We start from the raw sequence: 19,795 nt of genomic DNA, 5'->3' as shown, positions 1-19,795 counted from the left end.
AAATCGGCCAAAGCAGCTAGCTATCAGCATGCCCCGGCGGCGACTAAAACGCAATAGTGCGTTCTGCGAGAAGCGAACCGTCAGGTAGGGTTTCGGGACTCGGGATGCCTGGAGGTAACCAGCGTGATCACTGTGACGTACGCAACTACCGCGGCGTCTGCACCCGCAACATCGCCGCCGCGATCTGCCCCGGCCGCCGGGGCGCGTCGACGACCTCGACCTCCCACCCGTCCGGCAGTGCCGCCTGCAATTGCCGCGCGGCCCGGCGCATCGGCGTACTCCCACCCGACAGCTCGAACTCGGCTGTCCGCGGAACGACGGGCGAATCGAACTCCAGCTCGGCCATGCCCACGCACCTCCATGATCGGCCTGCGCCGACCTGCGACGGAAATGGTCCGTCGAGCCGACCAGGCATTCAGTTCAGCCGATTAGTTAATTTCCCGCAATCGAATCGGACGGACTTTGAGATGTAGAACACATTCGAGAATAAGGCACCGACGCCTGTTTCATACCCGTCCGGGCCGCACGGGATCCGCGTGAAATCACACACCGTTTCTCCGGAACCGCGCCGACGCACGAAAAAACCGCCCGTACCATCGGCCGATGGTACGGGCGGTGCGCTTTTCGCAGCGGGGACTACTCTGCGCGGACCACTCAGCCCAGACGCTCTTTGAGCGCCTCGAATTCGTCCCGCACACCGGACGGCAACTTATCGCCGACGAACTCGAACCACTCCTCGATGAGCGGAATCTCCCGGCGCCACTCGTCCAGATCGACCTTCAGCGACGCGTCCACGTCGGCCGGATCCACGTTCAGGCCCTCGAGATCGAGCTGCGCGGCGGTCGGGACGTTACCGACCGCGGTCGACTCGGCCTCGGCCTTGCCCTCGATGCGGTTGACGATCCACTCCAGCACGCGCGAGTTCTCGCCGAATCCGGGCCACAGGAAACGACCGTCGTCGCCGCGCCGGAACCAGTTGACGTAGAAGATCTTCGGCAGCTTGGTGGCATCGGCGTTCTTGCCCAGGTTGATCCAGTGGTTCATGTAGTCACCGACGTGGTAGCCCATGAACGGCAGCATCGCCATCGGATCGCGACGCACGTTGCCGACCTTGCCCTCCGCGGCGGCGGTCTGCTCCGAGGACATGGTCGCGCCCATGAACACGCCGTGCTGCCAGTCGAAGGACTCGGTCACCAGCGGGATGGTGGTCTTGCGGCGGCCGCCGAACAGGATCGCCGAGATCGGCACGCCCTGCGGGTCGTCCCACTCCGGAGCCAGCGTCGGGCACTGCGACATCGGCGTGCAGTAACGCGAATTCGGGTGCGCGGCAAGGGTTTCGGTCTCCCGCAGGAACCAGTCGTTACCCTTCCAGTCGATCAGGTGATCGGGCTCGCCCTCCAGCCCCTCCCACCAGACGTCGTGGTCGTCGGTCAGCGCGACGTTGGTGTAGACGGTGTTGCCGGCCTCCAGCGTGGCCATCGCGTTCGGGTTCGAGCTGTGGTTGGTGCCGGGGGCGACGCCGAAGAAACCGAACTCCGGGTTCACCGCGTACAGGCGGCCGTCCTCGCCGAAACGCATCCAGGCGATGTCGTCGCCCAGGGTCTCCGCGCGCCAGCCCGGCACGGTCGGCTGCAACATCGCGAGGTTGGTCTTACCGCAGGCGCTGGGGAACGCGGCGGCGACGTAGTAGTTCTTGTTCTCCGGCGAGATCAGCTTGAGGATCAGCATGTGCTCGGCCAGCCAGCCCTCGTCGTGCGCCATCGCCGAGGCGATACGCAGCGAGTAACACTTCTTGCCCAGCAGGGCGTTGCCGCCGTAACCCGAGCCGTAGCTCCAGATCTCGCGATCCTCGGGGAAGTGGGTGATGTACTTGGTGTCGTTGCACGGCCACGGCACATCGGCCTGGCCCTCGGCGAGCGGTGCGCCGACCGAGTGCAGGGCCTTCACGAACGGCTTGTCCGTGCCCAGCTTCTCCAGCGCGGCCTTGCCCATCCGGGTCATCACGCGCATCGAGACCACCACGTACTCCGAATCGGTGATCTCCACACCCAGTTTCGGATCGTCGGCGCCCAGCGGGCCCATGCAGAACGGCACCACGAACATGGTGCGGCCCTTCATCGAGCCGCGGTACAGCTCGGTCATGGTCTTGCGCATCTCGCTCGGGTCGACCCAGTTGTTGGTCGGGCCGGCCTCGGCCTCGGTGCGCGAGCAGATGTAGGTGCGTGACTCGACCCGCGCGACATCGGAGGGGTCCGACAGCGCCAGGAAGGAGTTGGGCTTCTTCGAGTCGTTGAGGCGCTGGAACGTACCGGCCTCGACGAGTGCCGCGGTCAGCGTGTCCCACTCCGCGTCGGAGCCGTCCGCCCACACCACCCGGTCGGGCTGGGTGAGTTCTGCGACCTCCCCCACCCACTCGAGCAGCGCCGCGTGCTCGACAGGTGCGGTGCCATCGGATCCGCGAAGACCAGGAATGGTCACTGAGGTCATGAAAACTCTCCTGAGATGGGCGACCGTGGTGCTGTGAGCGAGCAGCCGGAACAGCTCACGACACCGATACAGCCACCATTGGCGGTAGGCACCCGTTCCGTCTCGCCGACTTCGGGGGCGGCATATGAGTGGACGCGGATGCCGATGTTCCTTAGGTAAAGAGGTTAACGCGATGTGACGGTGAGTACGGAATGGGGTTGCTCACTCGGTACCCCGACCACGCGGTTGTCAACCGTGGCCGCGAGGAATATCACGAAACGTCTGTTTCCCGGAAATACGCGCGCGCCGGAGTTATGGCGAAGATAACAGCGAACTCGCCGCGACGAACCGGTCGAGTGCCCGCATCGAGTTCATAGCTGCTGCGTACGAACGGAATCGAGGATCTCGAGATCGCGACGGCAGGCGGCCAGTTGTGCGGGCTGGCGAGAATTCAGCTCTCGCACCCGCGATTCCAATTCCGCGACCCGGCGATCGGTTTCGACGACGCGTGCGGTCGTCGCGCGCACGACTTGATCGGTGAGTTGCGATTCGGCCTCGACCAGAGCGGTTGACACCCGCTGTTCGAGTTGAGCCTTCACATTCACCAGGGCGTCGGTGACCCATTGCCGCACATGCGCGCGCTCGGCGATATGCGCGCGGGTGCGCACCACCCAGTAGGCCACGGCCGCGCCGAGCAGCAGGGTGACCGGGATCGTCGCGTAGTTCAGCGCCGGGACCAGCGCCAACGGCGCGACCGCCAGCCGCCCGAGACCGAATCCGCCGGAGGCGCCCAGCGCGATCATCAGGTTGTCCTCCACACCGCGATGGCGGGGTTCGGGATCGGGGCCCAGGCGCGGCGGCGGATCGGTGCGCGGCACCGGCGCGCGGACGGGGGCCTCGGGCGTCGGGCCGGTGACGGTCTCGAGCTGGTGGGACACGTCGGCGAGGCGGTGGGTCAGGACGGCGTCGAGTTCGCCGGTCAGCTGATTCACCGACTGCTGCAGATCGGCGGGGTAGGTCTTGATGGTGCGGCGGCCGAGGCGGTCCAGGTCGGATCTGGCGGTGGCGTTCAGGGCGCGGATGCGGGCCCCGGCGTCGTGCAGCAGATCCATCCGGGCCAGGTGCATGCGGTTGCGCAGGGCGGCCATCGCCTGGGCCCGGCCGCCATCGCGGGTGGCCAGCAGCGTCGCGCGCTCCTCGCGCAGGCGGGCGACCTCCGCGCCGGAATTCAGTTCGGCGGACTGTCCGACGATGCGTTCGCGGGTATCGGACAGCACCCGGTGCAGCACGGCGGCCAGGCGGTCCGCGCCGCCGTCCGCGCCCGCGGCCGCGGTCAGCCGGGTGTGCAACACGCCCAGACCGGACCGGTCCAGCAGGGCCGCGTCACCGGACTGGCGGGCGGCCACCGACAGCCGGGCCGAGACCGGCACGATGCCCGGATCGCCGCCCAGCACCGGGATCAGCAGGGCGGTGTTGCGGTCCAGGACCGCGCGCCAGTCCGGGTAGGCGTGAGTGTTGTTCATGGCGAACAGGATTCGGGTGCCGTTCGCGCGCAGCCGGGACACCACGCCCAGCGTGCTCGCGCCGAGTGCGGCTCCCGCGTCGAGCAGGACCAGGGCCACCGCGGGTGCGGTGGCCGGGTCGACCATGGGATCGGTCAGCGCGATCCACGGCTCGAAACGGGCCAGTTCGGTGCGCAGCAGCAGGGTGCTGGCATCGGCCGGGGCGATCAGGGTGACGGCCTCGGCGGCGCGCGCTACCGGCACGGCCCCGTTGTCCGCGGCGCCCCCGGCCGCGCGTAACAGGGCCGCGCCCTGTGGATTCCAGCGCCCGAGCACCGCCCGCACTTCCGGCGAGAGCGTTGCCGGGGCGGAACTCGGGGGCGGGTCAGAGTCCGGCACTGCTCATCCGCTCGAACAATCGGATGTATCCGTTGTGCGCGCGCAGTGCGGCCCGGCGGGCCGACGCGGGCATATCGCTGGACAGCACCGCGCGCCAGCGCTGGGCCCTGGCGATCGCGTCATCGGCATCGGCCGGGTACGGCGATCGATAGCCCGCGGCCAGGTGGACCACCTCCGGACAGGCCAGTCCGGCCCGCAGTCCGATCCACAGGGCCTCGTCACCGGCCAGGTAGTCCTCGATCAGATCGCGGGCCCGGCCCGCACCCGGACCACCGGCGCGGGCGGCCAGGCGGGCCAGCTCGTCCAGGAAGTCGCCGCCGCGCTGTTCGGCGGACAGCTCGTACCGGCGGTGCAGCAGGGCGTGCACCGGATCGATACCGCTGACCGTGTGCAGAATCTGCCGGATCGTCTGCGGACCCAGATCCGGGTCGTGGGCCAGGGCCGCCATCGCGGTCGACACCCCGAACAGGCCCCAGTGCGCGAGCACCGCCTGCCGTTCGGCGATATCGGGCCCGAAATCCGGCGAGCAGAACAGTTCCCCGGTCAGGGTGAAGGACGGATCGGTCGTCGAGGCGTGCCGCCGCAACGTGGCCAGATCCTCCTGCGAGGGTGTGCCCGATCTGGTCCGCACGGCCAGTTCGGAGACCACCGGCAGCGTGGCCATACCCATTTCGTAGGAGCACTGGTCGACCGCGGCCACCGCATCGCCCCAGCGGGACCCGACGGCGTCGGCCTTGTTCAGCACGACGACGGTGCGGTCGCGCGGCAGCCGGGACAGCACCGCGCGGTCGCCCGGTTGCAGCGCGGAGGACAGCACGTAGACGAGCAGATCGGCGTCCAGCACCGGATCCGCATGGCCGGGCTCGTCGACCGGGGTGGTCTCCTCGGCCGACATCAATGCCAGCGCATGCAGCAGCGTCGTCTTGCCCGCACCCGCGCGGCCGGTGACCTGAATGCGCACCGGACGCCGCCACCCGCTCGCGGCGGCGATGACCTGCCCGGCCACGGTCGGATCACTCCCCGGACCCGTTCGCAGATTCGCGATCAACTGGTCCAGTTCCGGCGCGGGTCCGCCCTGTTCGGCGACCAACCTGGCTGCCGCGGAGTCTGTCGGCACGGTTCTACCCCCTTCCAGCGGGCAATTCTCGCAGAACTCACCCGGATTGTCGGCACGGACCACCGTATCTACCCCGCCGAATATCGAACCTGAACCCCACCCCGTCAACCTCCACCCGCCAACCGCGCCCGACACGGCCACGACACGCCGTCCCCGAACCACAGAAAGGGTGCGGATCCAGACACGGTGTGCGGCGATTTCGACCGATCGCCCAACCACTCACCGCAGCGACAGACCATGCTCGGCCGCGCCCGATCACGACGCCAACGGCAGCGACTCGCCGAGTCCGGGCCGGGAAATCGCCGATCTCCCTGGCAGACCGATACCTCGCGCAGCCGGTATGCCACCCGACCGTCAACCGCCTGCCCCGCGAGCATCCAGTCCGGCACTCGCCGCGCACTGCCCCAGCCTGCGGCGGCTACCGCACCTCGCACAGCCAGGATGCCACCCGACTGTCAACCGCCCGCCCCTCGAACATCGAGCATCCGGTCCGGTACTCGCCGCACTGTCCCGGCCCGCGGCGGCTACCGCTGTAGGCGGCGGGTGCTGGCCCGGTCGGCACCGAGCATGTTGTGTCATTGATCACAGGGGGCAATCGGGAATCGGCCTTGGATGGCGGCTGTTTCATTGAGAGACAGCACAATTCGGGTGTGGTGAGGTTTTCGGGGCGAGGGGCGGTCGCTAGGGTGAGGCCGTCGGCGGCACCGTCGATGTGGGGCAGGGCTGTGCCCGGTGCCGGTCCGGGTGGGCGGGTGCGGGGGACGGCCTGGTCACCAGGCTCAGTGAGGAGGTTGCGATGACCGTCATCGAGGACGTCATCGGACGGGTCGACGCGATATCCGGCGTCCGGGACACGATCGGCGCGGCGCGTCCGCTGCTGCCGTCACGGGATCCGTTCCTGGTTCCGCCCGCCGATCTGGGCCGCTACGCACCCGGCGCCATCCTGCGCACCCGCGCGGTGCGGATCGGGCTGTTCGGCCTGGTTCCGCAGCAGGTCTCGGCCTGGCAGCTGCTGTATCGCAGCACCGATATGAACGGTGACGCCGAGGCCGCGATCACCACGGTGCTGCTGCCCGCCGACGCGGATCCCGAGGTCGAACGCCCGCTGCTGGCCTTCGAATCGGCGATCGACGCGACCGCCGAACAGTGCGCGCCCTCCTATGCCCTGCGCCTGGGCGCGGTGGCCCCCGGTTCGATCACCCAGCTGGAATGGATGCTGGTCGCGGGCGCGCTGCGACGCGGCTGGGCGATCAGCATCGCCGATCACGAAGGGCCGCACGGTAATTTCGGCGCGCCCCGCGAACCCGGCTACCGCAGCCTGGACGGCATTCGCGCGGCCGTGGGCTTCGCCCCGCTGGACCTGCACGCCCGCACCCCGGTCGCGGTGTGGGGCTACTCCGGCGGCGGCATGGCCGGATCCTGGCTGGTCGAGATGGCCCCGAGCTACGCCCCCGAACTCGATATCGTCGGCGCGGTCCTGGGAGCCCCGGTCGGCGATCCGGGACAGGTCTTCACCGACCTCAACGGCGGACGCTTCGCCGGATTCCCGCCGATCATGATCGCCGCCCTGCGCCGCCTCTACCCGGCGCTCGACGAACTCCTGGACGCCGAACTCGACGCCGAGGGCCGCCACCTGCTGGACGTCGCCGCCCGTTCCGCCCCGATGCTCGCGCTGCCCCGCCTCACCGGACGCGACGTCGGCGACTACCTCGACCGCCCGCTCGCGGAGATCCTCGCCGAACCGCACATGCGCGCGATGTTCGATGACCTGCGCCTGGGCGGCCACGTGCCGAACTGCCCGATCCTGCTGATCCAACCGGTGAACGACCAGGTCATCAACGTCCGCGCGATCGACGAGCAAGTCGCGCGCTACCGTCGCGGCGGCGCCAACGTCACCTACCTGCGCGACCGGCTCAGCGAACATTTCAGCCTGCTGCCGCTGGCCACCCCGCTGACGCTGGACTGGCTCGCCGACCGGATCGCCGGACGTCCGCTGCCCGAGCCGGGCACCCGCACGATCTGGTCGGTGCTCACCGATTCGTCGAGTTGGCGGGGTCTGCTCGAAATGACGCGCACCGCAACACGAGTCGCCCTGGGACGACCGTTGCGCGGCGCGTCGGGCCCGCCGTCCACGCCGACCCGCACGCTGGCGGCCTGATCGATAGTCCGGGAAGGGTTGCGCGGTCGCCTGCTGTGCTGATCATCCGATACTGGACAATGGACGCCGTGAACGACGCCGCGAACCACCCAGCAGAGCCGGTCCCCGGGCCGAGGTCCACGGCATCGACGGCCCTCGGCGCCTCGGACCACGCACCGGAGCCCGCCGCCGCACCGGCCCACCCGACCGGCTCGCGCCTGCATCCCCGGGTCACCAGCTTCCGCTCCCGCCGTGGCGCACTCACCGCTACGCAGCAGCAATCCTGGGCGCGGATGTGGCCGCGGATCGGCCGCGACGTCTCGGACGACCCGCTGGACGCACCGGCCTGGTTCGGCCGGCAGGCCCCGCTGATCATCGAGATCGGCTGCGGCACCGGCACCGCGACCGCCGCGATGGCACAGGTCGAACCCGAGTTCGACCTGATCGGCATCGAGGTCTACCGGCCGGGCCTGGCACAGCTGGTGCAACGCATCGAACGCGAGGGCATCGAGAACATCCGGCTGCTGCGCGGCGATGCGGTGGAGGTCCTCGAACACATGATTGCCAAGGATTCACTGACCGGCGTCCGGGTGTTCTTCCCCGACCCCTGGCCCAAGGCCCGCCACCACAAGCGCCGCCTCTTGCAGCCCAGCACCATGACGCTCATCGCCAGCCGTCTGCAGCCGGGCGGGATTCTGCACGTCGCGACCGACCACGCCGACTACGCCGAGCACATCGCGGCGGTGGGTGCGGCGGAACCGCAGTTCATCGGCCTGAACGAGGCCGCGGGCGGCGATCGCGACCGCTTCGCCGAATCCGCCCCGATCGGCTTCGACCGGCCCGTGACCAAATTCGAGAGCAAGGCGCATCGGGCCGGAAGTGACATCACCGAGCTGATTTGGGGGAAGATCGAATGATGAGTGTGCGAAGCGAGCGAACAGTTAGCTCAGCCAGTCGTGGGGGCGGTGATGCGCGGTCATGACGGTCAGTGAGATGGACCACGACGTGATGGCCGTCGCCGAGGTGTCGCACAGCACTCCCAGCGGCCGCGCCCCGGCCCCGTCCACCGGAAGCTCGGGAGCCGGATCGGCGCCGCAGGGCAGCGGTACCGATGTGCGGCGGGTGCTGCTGGTCTGGGACGCGCCGAATCTGGACATGGGCCTGGGCGCGATCCTGGGCGGCCGCCCCACCGCGGCGTACCGGCCGCGGTTCGACGCTCTGGGCCGCTGGCTGCTGGCCCGCACCGCCGAACTGTCCGCCGGGGGCACCGGCCGGATCGAGGCCGAGGCGACGGTGTTCACCAATATCGCGCCCGGCACCGCCGATGTGGTGCGGCCCTGGGTGGAGGCGTTGCGCAACGTCGGGTACGCGGTCTTCGCCAAACCCAAGATCGACGAGGACTCCGACGTCGACAGCGATATGTTGGCGCACATCGAATTACGCCGTCGCGGCACGGGTCTGGCCGGGATCATGGTCGCCTCCGCCGACGGTCAGGCGTTCCGCGAACCCCTCGAGGAGATCGCCGCAGGCGGCGTCCCGGTGCAGGTGCTCGGATTCCGCGAGCATGCGAGCTGGGCCGTGACGTCCGATATCCTCGAGTTCATCGACCTCGAGGACATCCCGGGAGTGTTCCGCGAACCACTTCCCCGGGTCAGCCTCGAGTCGCTGCCCGACGAGGGTGCCTGGCTCCAGCCCTTCCGGCCGTTGTCCGCACTGCTCACCTCCCGCCCCGCGCAAGGAGTCGCTTAAAGTGTTCACCCGCTGGGGCGATTCGGTCTACCGATTCCGCTACATCGTGCTGGGCGTGATGGTCGCCGCGCTGCTCGGCCTGGGCGCGTTCGGACTCGGTGTGGACAAACATCTCAGCTCCAGCGGATGGGACGATCCCGGCTCGGAGTCCACCCAGGCGGCGCAGCTGCTGGACTCGACGTACGGGCGTGATCACACCGGTGACGTCATCGTGCTGTACACCGCGCCGGACGGGAAGACCGTCGACGACGCGGCGTTCAACAAGCCGATCATCGAGAACCTGACCAATCTGCCGAAGAAGTATCCGGATCAGATCGACAAGGTCTTCGTCTCGCCGTGGAATGTGCCCGGCGCGGCACAGTATTCGGCCTCGGTCACCATCTCCAAGGACCGCAAGGTCGCCTTCGCCGCAATCGAGCTCAAGGGTGACGACGACACCTCGACGATGAACAACTTCCGGGATGTCAAGGGCGCCTTCGACATTCCCGGGGTGAACGTCCAGGTCGCGGGTCTGCAACCGGTCGCGGGCACGCTGAACGACACCATCGCCTCGGATCAGCGGCGCATGGAGGTGCTGGCGATCCCGGGCGTCGCGGTGCTGCTGTTCTTCATCTTCGGCGGCGTCGTCGCGGCGGCGTTGCCGCTGATCGTGGGTGGTCTGACGATCATCAGCGCGAACGGCATCGTGATGGCCCTGACGAAGTTCACCGAGGTGAACTCGTTCGTGGGCGCGGTGGTGTCGATGATCGGGCTGGGTCTGGCGATCGACTACGGCCTGTTCATAGTGAGCCGGTTCCGCGAGGAATTGGCCGATGGTTACGACACCCGCGCGGCCGTGCGACGTTCGGTGATGACGGCCGGACGCACCGTCGCGTTCTCCGCGACGATGATCATCGCGGCCAGCGCCAGCATGCTGCTGTTCCCGCAGGGCTTCCTGAAATCGGTCGCCTACGGCACGATCGCGACGGTCGCCCTCGCCGCGGTGGCCTCGCTGACGATCCTGCCCGCGATCCTGAGCATCCTCGGCAAGCGCGTGGACATGTTGGGCCTCAAGTGGTTCCGCAAGACCAAGACCACCGAGGAGATCGAGAACGGCTTCTGGGGCCGCAGCACGCAGTGGGTGATGAAGCATCCGCTGAAGGTGGCGGTGCCGCTGTGCATCGTGCTGCTGCTGTTGATCATTCCGGTGAAGAACCTGCAGTTCGGCGGGATCAGCGAAACGTATCTGCCGCCGGACAATCCGACCCGTGTCGCGCAGCAGGAGTTCGACGAGCTGTTCCCGACGCGCCGGACCGATCCGATCAACCTGGTGATCGTCACCCAGGACTCCACCAAGATCTATTCGATTCTGGAGCAGGCGGACAAGGCTCCCGGGCTGGTCACGCAGTTCGGGGTGCCCGGGCAGCCACCGACCGGTTCGGATGTCTGGAAGACCTCCGCGACGCTCACCAATTCGGACAACGCCAACGAGACCATCGACTATCTGCGGTCGATGAGCGTGCCCGACGGCGTCGACGTCTACATCGGCGGCACCCCGGCGATGCAGAAGGACAGCGTCGACGCGCTGTTGAGCCGGATGCCGCTGATGGTGGTGCTGGTCGTGTTCGTGACCACGCTGCTGATGTTCCTGACCTTCGGTTCGCTGGTGTTGCCGATCAAGGCGGCGCTGATGAGCGCGCTGGGTCTCGGTTCGACGCTGGGCATTCTGACCTGGATCTTCATCGACGGTCACGGGGCCGGGCTGATGAATTTCACGCCACAACCGATCATGTCGCCGGTGCTGGTGTTGATCATCGCGATCATCTACGGCCTGTCCACCGACTACGAGGTGTTCCTGCTCTCGCGCATGGTGGAGGCGCGCGCGGTGGGCGCGAGTACCACCGAGGCGGTGAAGTCGGGTACCGCGCAGACCGGCCGGATCATCACCGCCGCCGCGCTGATCCTGCTGGTGGTGACGGGCGCGTTCGCGTTCTCCGATCTGGTGATGATGCAGTACATCGCGTACGGCATGGTGTCGGCGCTGCTGATCGACGCCACCGTGATCCGCATGCTGCTGGTGCCCGCGACGATGAAGCTGCTGGGTGACGACTGCTGGTGGGCTCCGGCGTGGATGAAGCGGATCCAGGCCAAGATCGGTCTGGGCGAGCCGATGCTGGGCGATGAGCGGCCCGGTGGTGGTGAGGTCGTCGACCTGGTCAAGACCACGCCCGTCACCGATCCGGTGACCATGCAGATTCCGATGATGCCGGATGGCACTCCGGCCAAGTCGGGGCGTAAACCCAAGCGCGCCAGGTTCATTCGGCACGCCGATCCGGAGGCGCCGACCGAGCGGCTGGATTCGCCCGAGGGGAAGTCCGACGACGCCGAGGCCGCCGCGAAGCCTGGGGCCGCGCGGCGGTCACGTTCGGGGAAGTCGCGGATTCTGCCGCCGCCGGGTGTGTTGCAGCGGCCCGATCCGCAGGAGTCCGAGGACGTCGCGGCGCCGAGTGCGCCGCCGCAGTCCTCGCTGGATCTGCCGGGTGTCACGCCGGTGACCACGGCCGAGGCGACGCCGCGGTCCCCCGAGATCTCGCCGCCGCGCAATCTGCCGCGGCCGCCGGTGCCGCCGGGTTCGGGCATGTCGGATCAGCCGGATCCCGGTGTGGCGCCGGCCGATTCGGCGGGTGCGACGCCGCGCATCCTGCCGCCGCGGCCGAACCAGTCCGCGGTGCCGCCGCATCCGGCGATCCGGGCCCAGCGTTATCAGCCGCACGATCCGGCCGACGGTCAGCCGACCGAGGCCGAACCCGTCGTCCCCACCGCCGACGCGGCTCCCGAGGCGCAGACCACGCCCACCCCGGCGACCCGGCCCACCCCGGCCGACCCGCGCCAGGAGGCCAGCCGCAGCAGTATCGAACAGTGGATGGCCGACCTGCGCTCCTCCCGTAACCGCCCCGCCCAACCCGACGAATCCGAAGAGGGCAAACACCACGGCGGCAGCAACCGCACCGTCAGCGTCAACGAACTGCTCCGCCGCCAGAACCGCGAGTGAGCCATCCCCGATCCGGCTGATCGCCTTGGCGCACAGCGAGTTTCAGGTGCGTGATACGACCGTGCGGTGATGCGGGCGAACGCTTCCGGCTGACCGGTCGTATGCGCTCACACGACGCCGAAGTCGTCGGTGGCGCGCGCAGAAAGCACTCGGCGGACCGATCTCACGTGTCGCAGCTATGCCGTGTGACACAAAGACGCCACCAACTGGGCGAGTCTCAGTGACGCTGATATCGACCGTCACTGGGATGCGAGTCTCGGCAACGCTGATACCGACCGGCACTGGGACCGGAGTCAGCGCTGCTCATCTGCGCTAACGCGGGACCGCTCGAGCCAACGCGCTGCGGATCTCGGTGGCGACGAGGTCGGGCGTCTCGAGCACGGGGACGAGGCCGACGCCGTGCCGGAATCAGCACTGCTCATCCGCGCTAACGCGGGACCGCTCGAGCCAACGCCCTGCGGATCTCGGTGGCGACGAGGTCGGGCGTCTCGAGCACGGGGACGAGGCCGACGCCGTGCCGGAGTCAGCGCTGCTCATCCGCGCTTACGCGGGACCGCTCGAGCCAACGCGCTGCGGATTTCGGTGGTGACGAGGTCGGGGGCCTCGAGCATGGGGACGTGGCCGACGCCGGGGAGGGTGCGGGAGTCGATGCCGGGGGCGGTGGCGCCGCGGCCCTGGAATCCGGAGGGGAGGAGGCGATCGTGTTCGCAGAGCAGGACGGTGACCGGGACGTCGATCTCGGCGAGGGCGGTGAATCCGGTGGTGAGGGCCGGGTCCCGGGCCAGGTCATCGACAATGTGGCAGTGCGCGGGGGCCGCGGCGCAGGCGGTGGCCAGGGCGTGCGGGACCGCGGCCGGGCGGTGGGCCAGCAGTGGAATCACCAGGCTGCGCACCATCTTCGGGGCCGCCGCGCCCGCGCCGACGCCCAGTACCGGACCGAACGCCCGATACTTGCGGATCAACTGCTTGGTGGCCGGAACCTCCGCATCCCACAGCCCGCCGGGTGCGATGGCGACCACGGACCGGGCCCGCCCGCGCGCGGCGAGTTCCAGCGCCAGCCAGCCGCCGAGCGAATTGCCGACCAGATGCGCTGTGGGCCAATCATTTTCGTCCATCACATCGACCACGAAATCGGCGAGGGCCGCGAAGGTCGCGGGCCCGGACACCGCCGGACCGCCCCAGTGACCGGGCAGGGTCGGCGCGAAGACGTCGTGATCACCGGACAGTTCGTCGATCACCGCGCCCCAGGACTGCCAGGTGAGCAACAGACCGTGTAGCAGCAGGACCGGTTCACCCCGGCCGCCTCGGAAATGCGGGTCCGGTTCGGCCGCGGCACGCTGCACCATGCCGCCGACGATACCCGTGTGACCTGGCCCTCAGCCGATCAGAACCCCGATACCAGCCGACGCCACTGCACCGCGAGGGGCTGTTTCGCGGTCACCGAGCCGAACCGCAGCCGACCGTGCACGACCACGTGCAGCGGCCCGATCGGCGGCCCGGTGCGCACCTTGTTGTTCACACTCGACCCGATCAACTCGAGTCCGTCGACGTCGACGGTGGCCGCGCCGGGCAGGATCAGGGTCAACGAACTGCAATAGTCGTCCATCCGCACCTCCACCACCTGCGTGGCCATCACCGCCTGGGTGAAATCCAGGCTCACGCTGGAGCAGTAGTTGTTCAGGTGCAGCGTCGGCGGGACCTGCCACGGGCCCTTGCGGGTCACCGAGGAGATCCGCGAGCGGATGACCGCCGACGAACTCGGCGCGGGCCCGGGGGCCTGCGCGTACGAGGGGGTGGGGCGGGCGGCCGGGTCGGGCTGTCCGACCAGGCGTGCCCCCGGCAGATCGATCAGTACCGCGTTGAGTTCACCGCGGGTCTTGGCCGCCAGGGCGGTGTCCATCCGCTCGGTGAATTCGCCGAGTGAGAGCATTCCCAGCCCGACCGCGCGTTGCAGCAGCATCCCGACATGTTCACGTTCGGCGTCCGAAACCCGCAGATCCCGATCGCCCGCCGCACCCCCGGTCTCGGGAACCGGTCCGGCGGAAACCGTTTCACCAGCCATGACATCGAGGCTACCGACGTCGCGGGCATTGCACATCAGGGCAATCCCTGAGATGTACCCCCCGGTCAGGGTGTGGTTGACGGCACGAAAACCCCCGCGGTGTGCACACGTGCCCACGACGGTCGCGACGGTTAGGCTCGGCCGCGTGACTGACGTTGGTGCGGGCCGGAACGTGTCCGATGCGCAGGACTCCGAGGCGCCCGGGGGCGGGACCCGCCGACGGATCGCGGCCGATTCGGTGCATCCGTTCGTCCGGGTGAGCGCCGAATGGTGTTGGCGGCTGCTGGTCCTGGTGCTGACGGTCGTGGTGATCGGCTACCTCTCGCGGCGCCTGGCCACCGTGGTCATTCCGGTGGCGATCGCATTGCTCGCGGCGGCGCTGCTGGTGCCGCTGGTGGATCTGCTGCAACGGCTGGGTATCCCCCGGTCGATCGGGGTGTTCGTGTCGCTGGTCGGCTCGATCGGGGTGATCGCCGGGCTGTTCACTTTCGTGATCGAGCAGATCGTCACCGGTGTGCCGCAGTTGGCGAACGAGTTCAAGACCAGCGTGCAGTCCATTCAGGACTGGTTGATCAACGGCCCGCTGCATCTGAGCAACGACGAGATCCGTAATGCGGGCGACACCATCGTGAAAATGCTGGAGCGCAATCAGGAGTCGCTGACCAGCGGCGCGCTCACCACCGCGGCCGCGATCGGGGAGTTCCTCACCGGCACCTTCCTGACCTTGTTCATCCTGATCTTCTTCCTCTACGGCGGTAATCAGATCTGGGAGTTCGTGACCCGGGTGGTGCCGACCCCGCAGCGGGAACGGGTGCGGGCCGCCGGGCGGCTGGGTTTCGGGACGCTGGTCGGGTTCGTGCGCGCGACGGTCGCGGTGGCGGCGGTGGATGCGATCGGTATCGGTACCGGTCTGGCGATTCTCGGGGTGCCGCTGGCGTTGCCGCTGGGGACGCTGGTGTTCATCGGGGCGTTCATCCCGATCATCGGGTCGCTGCTGGCGGGTTCCATCGCGGTGTTCCTGGCGTTGATGACCAAGGGGCTGGTGACGGCATTGATCGTGCTGGGCATCACGATCGCGGTGATGCAGTTGGAAAGCCATGTGCTGCAACCGTTGCTGCTGGGCCGCGCGGTGCGGATCCATCCGCTGGCGGTGGTGCTGGCGATCACCACCGGCGTGGTGCTGTACGGGCTGGTCGGCGGTCTGCTGGCGGTGCCGTTCGCGGCGGTGATGAACACCGCGATCCATTCGCTGCTGTCGGACAGTTCCGAGGAGTTGTATCAGGAGCTGAACAGCGGGACCCGACGGCAGCCGATGTTCCACGCACGGCCCGATGACGATCCGGATCCGGATCGATACAAACTGGCGGATCCCGATGCGGGACAAGCTGATTCGGATAGCACCGACTCCGATCCGGCGGACCTCGACGCGGCCGGGCGCGACGCCGAAAAGCCCGATGCCCGATAACCCTGCATCGAAACGGCCGCTGCCGACCAGCCCGGCACCGACAGACCCGGCACCGACCCGCACGGTGTCACATGGTCAGGCACCGACGAGCCCGGCACTGGGCGAATCGAGGCAGGCGAGCCCGCGCGGACCGGCGACGCGCGCTGACGGGCGCGTCTGATGGTCGGCGGCACGCGGGTCGAGGGGCCCGAGGGGGCGGGGGCGACCGCGCCGCTGTGGCGGGCCGCGCAGGCGTTTCGGCTGGTCACGGCGCTGTATGCGATCGGGCAGGAGATCGCTTCGGTGCCGCACTACCGGCATCCGGCGTTGAGTTGGGTGCTGGTCGGGCTGCTGGTGCTGTGGTCGGTGGTGTCGGCGGCGCTGTTGTCGCAGTGGCGGATCAGTACCTCGCCGCGGGTGCGGACGACGGTGGTGATCGGGGATCACCTGGTGGTGATCGCGCTGATGGCCGCGACCCGGCTGGTCGCCGATTACGCCTGGTTCCACGGGCATCAGACCGTGCCGACGACGTTGTGGGCGGCCAATGCGGTGATCTCGGCGGCGATCGCGTCGGGTCCGGTGGGCGGGGTCGCGTCGGGGGTGTTGATCTCGGCGGTGAGCATCGCCGTTCGCGCGCAGTGGGAATTGGATCTGTGGTCGGATGCGACCGCGCCGATGCTGGTGTCGGTGGGGCTGGCGTTGGGGCTGGCGGCCGATACCGCGCGTCGTGCGCATCGTCAGTTGCAACGCGCGGCGCTGCTCACGGCCGCGTCCCGGGAGCGTGAACGGCTCGCCCGCGAGGTGCACGACGGCGTGTTGCAGGTGCTCAGCTACATCAAGCGTCGCGGCAGTGAGATCGGCGGCCCCACGGCCGAATTGGCGCAGCGCGCCGCCGAACAGGAAGTGGCGCTGCGCATTCTGCTGTCCGAACAGAGCGCGCCCGTCCCCGATCTCCCGGATTCCCCTGCCGCGGAACAGGATCTGCGCCCCCTGCTGACCACCCACGCCTCCACCTCGGTCTCGGTCTCCACCCCCGCCGATCCGGTTCCCGTCGCCCACGACGCCGCCCGCGAACTCGCCGCTGCCGTGGCCGCCGCACTGTCCAACACCGCCCTGCACGTCGGCCCGGCCGCGAAAGCCTATGTCCTGCTGGAGGATACCGGCGACGAGGTGATCGTCTCGGTCCGCGACGACGGTCCGGGCATCCCCGAGGGCCGCCTCGCCGAGGCCGCCGCCCAGGGCAGAATGGGTGTCTCGCGCTCCATCATCGGCCGCGTCACCGCCCTGGGCGGCACCGCCGACCTGCGCACCGACGACGGCACCGAATGGGAGTTCCACCTGCCCCGGCACCGCCCGAGTGGAAAGGGATGAGATGAGCCACGACACGGAAGATGCCGCACGGCAGGCTGTTTCGGTGATGGTGGTGGATGACCACCCGATGTGGCGGGACGGCGTGTCGCGGGATCTGACCGAAGCCGGATTCGAGGTGTGCGCGACGGCCGACGGCGTGGCGGCCGCCGCCCGACGCGCGGCAGCGGTACGCCCCGACGTGGTGCTGATGGATATGCAACTCCCGGACGGCAACGGCGCCCAGGCCACCGGCGACATCCTGCGCGTCTCGCCGGACAGCCGGGTGCTGGTGCTCTCGGCCTCCGCCGAACGCGCCGACGTCCTGGACGCCATCAAGGCCGGCGCCACCGGCTACCTGGTCAAGAGCGCGTCGGCCGCCGAGCTGATCGCCGCCGTCCACGCCACCGCCGCGGGTCAGGCCGTATTCACCCCGGGCCTGGCCGGTCTGGTCCTGGGCGAGTTCCGCCGCATCGCCAGCGCCCCCGCCGACCGCGACACGCCGCACCGCCCCGCCCTCACCGACCGCGAGACCGAAGTATTACGCCTGGTCGCCAAGGGCCTGTCCGCCAAGCAGATAGCCACCCGCCTGAACCTGAGCCACCGCACGGTCGAGAACCACGTCCAGGCCACCCTGCGCAAACTCCAACTCGCCAACCGCGTCGAACTGACCCGCTACGCCATCGAACAGGGCCTGGAGTGAGCTGCCATTATCCGCGGAAACTCCCCTTCCATCACCCAGTTCCGCCAACCCCGTTGAAGGCCGACAGCAAAGTTCGCGGCCCGGCTTGCCGATGAGACGCGTGGCGGGTGCGAGGAACGAGTGCCCGACACGGGGCTCATCGGTGAGCCTCAGGGGGCCGCGAACCCGCCGGAGCGGAGCGGAGGCCGAAAATACAGCTGTAGATTGGTGATCGTGTCCGTACCCCTGCGAGCCGCTACCGCCGCACCTCCCACATTCCGGTAGCAGGCATGGATTCGACACATCTGGAAGCGGTCAAACAGACCATGCGGACGCGGTGGCCGCTGTATCTGGCTTCGATGCTCGCCGCGAACGCGTTCGGCGCGATCCTGGTCTACGCGTTCATCCAGTACGGGCTGCCGGCTCCGGAGGGGTCGCCGACGGGGTTGCGGCGTACGGGTGGGCTGCTGATTCCCATTCTGGTGTTCACGGTCGGCGGGGTGTTGAGTCTTACCGCGTCGGCGTTGATGCTGCGGCCGGTGATGCGGTGGCAGGTGCGGGGTGGGCCGCCGAGCCGTCAGGAGCAGATGGCGGCGCTGCACGCGCCGCTGCGGCAGTCGATTCTGCATCTGGTGTTGTGGGTGGTCGGTGGCGCGGTGCTGGCCGCGACGATCATCGTGGACACGCCGCAGCTCGCGGGCGCGATCATCGTCACCGAATGTATGGCCGCGACCATCGTGTTCGGCTTCACCTACATGCTGGGCGAGCGGATCCTGCGGCCGGTCGCGGCGCACGCGCTGTCGATGGGCACCTTCGATCACACCCTCACCCCGGGCGTCGGCACCCGGATGGCGATGACCTGGGGGATGGGCACCTTCGCGCCGGTCATCGCGATCGTGCTGCTGTGCACCACGCAGATCACCTCGCAGGTGCATTTCTCCTCGCAGTCGCTGGCGGTGTCGATCCTGCTGCTGTGCGGGGTGGTGATCATGCAGGCGCTGGCGTTGTCGATGCTGACCGGCGCGAGCATCTCCGATCCGGTGCGGCAGCTCTCGCAGGCCATCGACCGGGTGCAGGGCGGCGCGCACGACGTGCAGGTCGAGGTGTTCGACGGGTCCGAGATCGGGCTGTTGCAGGTCGGGTTCAACCGGATGATGGAGGAGGCCGCGCAACGCCGCGAGTTGCAGGAGTTGTTCGGTCAGCACGTCGGCGAGGAGGTCGCCCGCCGCGCGCTCGAGTACGGCACCGAGCTGGGTGGTGAAACCCGTTTCGTGGCAGTGCTTTTCGTCGACATGGTCGGCTCCACCGCGACGGCCGCGGAACGTCCGCCGACCGAGGTGGTGAGCCTGCTCAACGAGTTCTTCCGGGTGGTGGTGGACGTCATCGACCGGCACAACGGCCTGATCAACAAGTTCGTCGGCGATGCCGCGCTGGCCATCTTCGGCGCACCGCTGGACCGCCCCGACGCGCCCACCGCGGCGCTGGCCGCCGCCCGCGACCTGCGCGAGGCGTTGCGCGAGGTGCCCGGCCTGGATATCGGCATCGGAGTCTCGGCGGGGCTGGCCGTGGCCGGGAACATCGGCGCGGCCAACCGTTTCGAGTACACGGTGATCGGCGATCCGGTGAACGAGGCGTCGCGGCTGACCGAACTGGCCAAGGACCGTCCCGAACGGGTGCTGACCTCGGGCAGCGCCCTGTATTTCGCCGACGCCGAGGAGCAGGCGCACTGGGTCTCGGGCGAGGAGGTGCAGTTGCGCGGCCGCCGCCGCAAGACCCGCCTGGCCTGGCCCACGTCCGGTACAGACGGCGACACTATTGCCGAACGGCCGCACTCATTAGGCTGAGGCTTGTGACGGCCC

At 68.9% G+C, this 19,795-nt stretch carries 14 protein-coding genes; 8 read left to right on the top strand and 6 right to left on the bottom strand.

Features of this window, described 5'->3' with window-relative positions; translation table 11 throughout:
* Positions 1 to 145: 145 nt before the first annotated feature.
* The 4 genes from NRB20_RS32725 to NRB20_RS32710 all read right to left on the bottom strand — a co-directional run bounded on the left by NRB20_RS32725 (position 146) and on the right by NRB20_RS32710 (position 5,484).
* Entirely contained in the window at positions 146 to 346 is a 201-nt protein-coding gene (locus tag NRB20_RS32725) for a hypothetical protein (protein ID WP_153415280.1), read from the bottom strand.
* A gap of 308 nt (positions 347 to 654) precedes the next feature.
* Complete coding sequence (locus NRB20_RS32720) at positions 655 to 2,487, bottom strand: phosphoenolpyruvate carboxykinase (GTP) (RefSeq protein WP_153415279.1); 1,833 nt, start codon at positions 2,485 to 2,487, stop codon at positions 655 to 657.
* A gap of 350 nt (positions 2,488 to 2,837) precedes the next feature.
* Entirely contained in the window at positions 2,838 to 4,367 is a 1,530-nt protein-coding gene (locus NRB20_RS32715; RefSeq protein WP_319945692.1) for a hypothetical protein, read from the bottom strand.
* Positions 4,354 to 5,484 carry a hypothetical protein gene (locus NRB20_RS32710; RefSeq protein ID WP_319945691.1) on the bottom strand — a complete coding sequence of 377 codons (1,131 nt, stop codon included), beginning with the start codon at positions 5,482 to 5,484 and terminating at the stop codon, positions 4,354 to 4,356. Before NRB20_RS32710 ends, NRB20_RS32715 begins: the two co-directional genes overlap by 14 nt.
* 796 nt (positions 5,485 to 6,280) lie before the next feature.
* Here NRB20_RS32710 and NRB20_RS32705 point away from each other — a divergent pair.
* The 4 genes from NRB20_RS32705 (at position 6,281) to NRB20_RS32690 (ending at position 12,401) form a co-directional block, all read left to right on the top strand.
* A complete protein-coding gene (locus NRB20_RS32705) occupies positions 6,281 to 7,642 on the top strand; it encodes a lipase family protein (protein WP_153415278.1) in 1,362 nt (453 codons plus the stop codon).
* 59 nt (positions 7,643 to 7,701) lie between these two features.
* Entirely contained in the window at positions 7,702 to 8,538 is an 837-nt protein-coding gene (gene trmB / locus NRB20_RS32700) for a tRNA (guanosine(46)-N7)-methyltransferase TrmB (protein WP_153415277.1), read from the top strand.
* Between the two features lie 91 nt (positions 8,539 to 8,629).
* Complete coding sequence (locus tag NRB20_RS32695; RefSeq protein ID WP_153415332.1) at positions 8,630 to 9,370, top strand: NYN domain-containing protein; 741 nt, start codon at positions 8,630 to 8,632, stop codon at positions 9,368 to 9,370.
* A gap of 1 nt (position 9,371) precedes the next feature.
* Positions 9,372 to 12,401: an MMPL family transporter gene (locus tag NRB20_RS32690; protein ID WP_319945690.1), complete on the top strand. Its 3,030-nt coding sequence runs from the start codon at positions 9,372 to 9,374 to the stop codon at positions 12,399 to 12,401.
* 533 nt (positions 12,402 to 12,934) lie between these two features.
* On the opposite strand, the gene NRB20_RS32685 is transcribed toward NRB20_RS32690, so the two are convergent.
* A complete protein-coding gene (locus NRB20_RS32685) occupies positions 12,935 to 13,747 on the bottom strand; it encodes an alpha/beta fold hydrolase (protein ID WP_153415276.1) in 813 nt (270 codons plus the stop codon).
* 38 nt (positions 13,748 to 13,785) lie between these two features.
* A complete protein-coding gene (locus tag NRB20_RS32680) occupies positions 13,786 to 14,463 on the bottom strand; it encodes a DUF1707 SHOCT-like domain-containing protein (RefSeq protein WP_153415275.1) in 678 nt (225 codons plus the stop codon).
* A 223-nt stretch (positions 14,464 to 14,686) separates the two neighbouring features.
* Between NRB20_RS32680 and NRB20_RS32675 the strand changes: the two genes are divergently transcribed.
* From NRB20_RS32675 to NRB20_RS32660, 4 genes are all read left to right on the top strand, one after another.
* Positions 14,687 to 15,928 (top strand): AI-2E family transporter, encoded by a 1,242-nt coding sequence (locus NRB20_RS32675; protein WP_406603908.1) that lies wholly within the window; start codon positions 14,687 to 14,689, stop codon positions 15,926 to 15,928.
* A gap of 159 nt (positions 15,929 to 16,087) precedes the next feature.
* A complete protein-coding gene (gene macS, locus NRB20_RS32670; protein WP_153415273.1) occupies positions 16,088 to 17,278 on the top strand; it encodes a MacS family sensor histidine kinase in 1,191 nt (396 codons plus the stop codon).
* A 1-nt stretch (position 17,279) separates the two neighbouring features.
* Positions 17,280 to 17,957 (top strand): response regulator, encoded by a 678-nt coding sequence (locus tag NRB20_RS32665; protein WP_153415272.1) that lies wholly within the window; start codon positions 17,280 to 17,282, stop codon positions 17,955 to 17,957.
* Between the two features lie 269 nt (positions 17,958 to 18,226).
* Positions 18,227 to 19,780: an adenylate/guanylate cyclase domain-containing protein gene (locus tag NRB20_RS32660; protein WP_153415271.1), complete on the top strand. Its 1,554-nt coding sequence runs from the start codon at positions 18,227 to 18,229 to the stop codon at positions 19,778 to 19,780.
* The last annotated feature ends 15 nt before the right edge of the window (positions 19,781 to 19,795 follow it).

This window comes from Nocardia macrotermitis (assembly GCF_009604405.1).
Lineage (GTDB): Bacteria > Actinomycetota > Actinomycetes > Mycobacteriales > Mycobacteriaceae > Nocardia > Nocardia macrotermitis.
The sequence above is the reverse complement of the archived record's forward strand: the minus strand, read 5'-3'. Positions and strand labels throughout refer to the sequence as shown.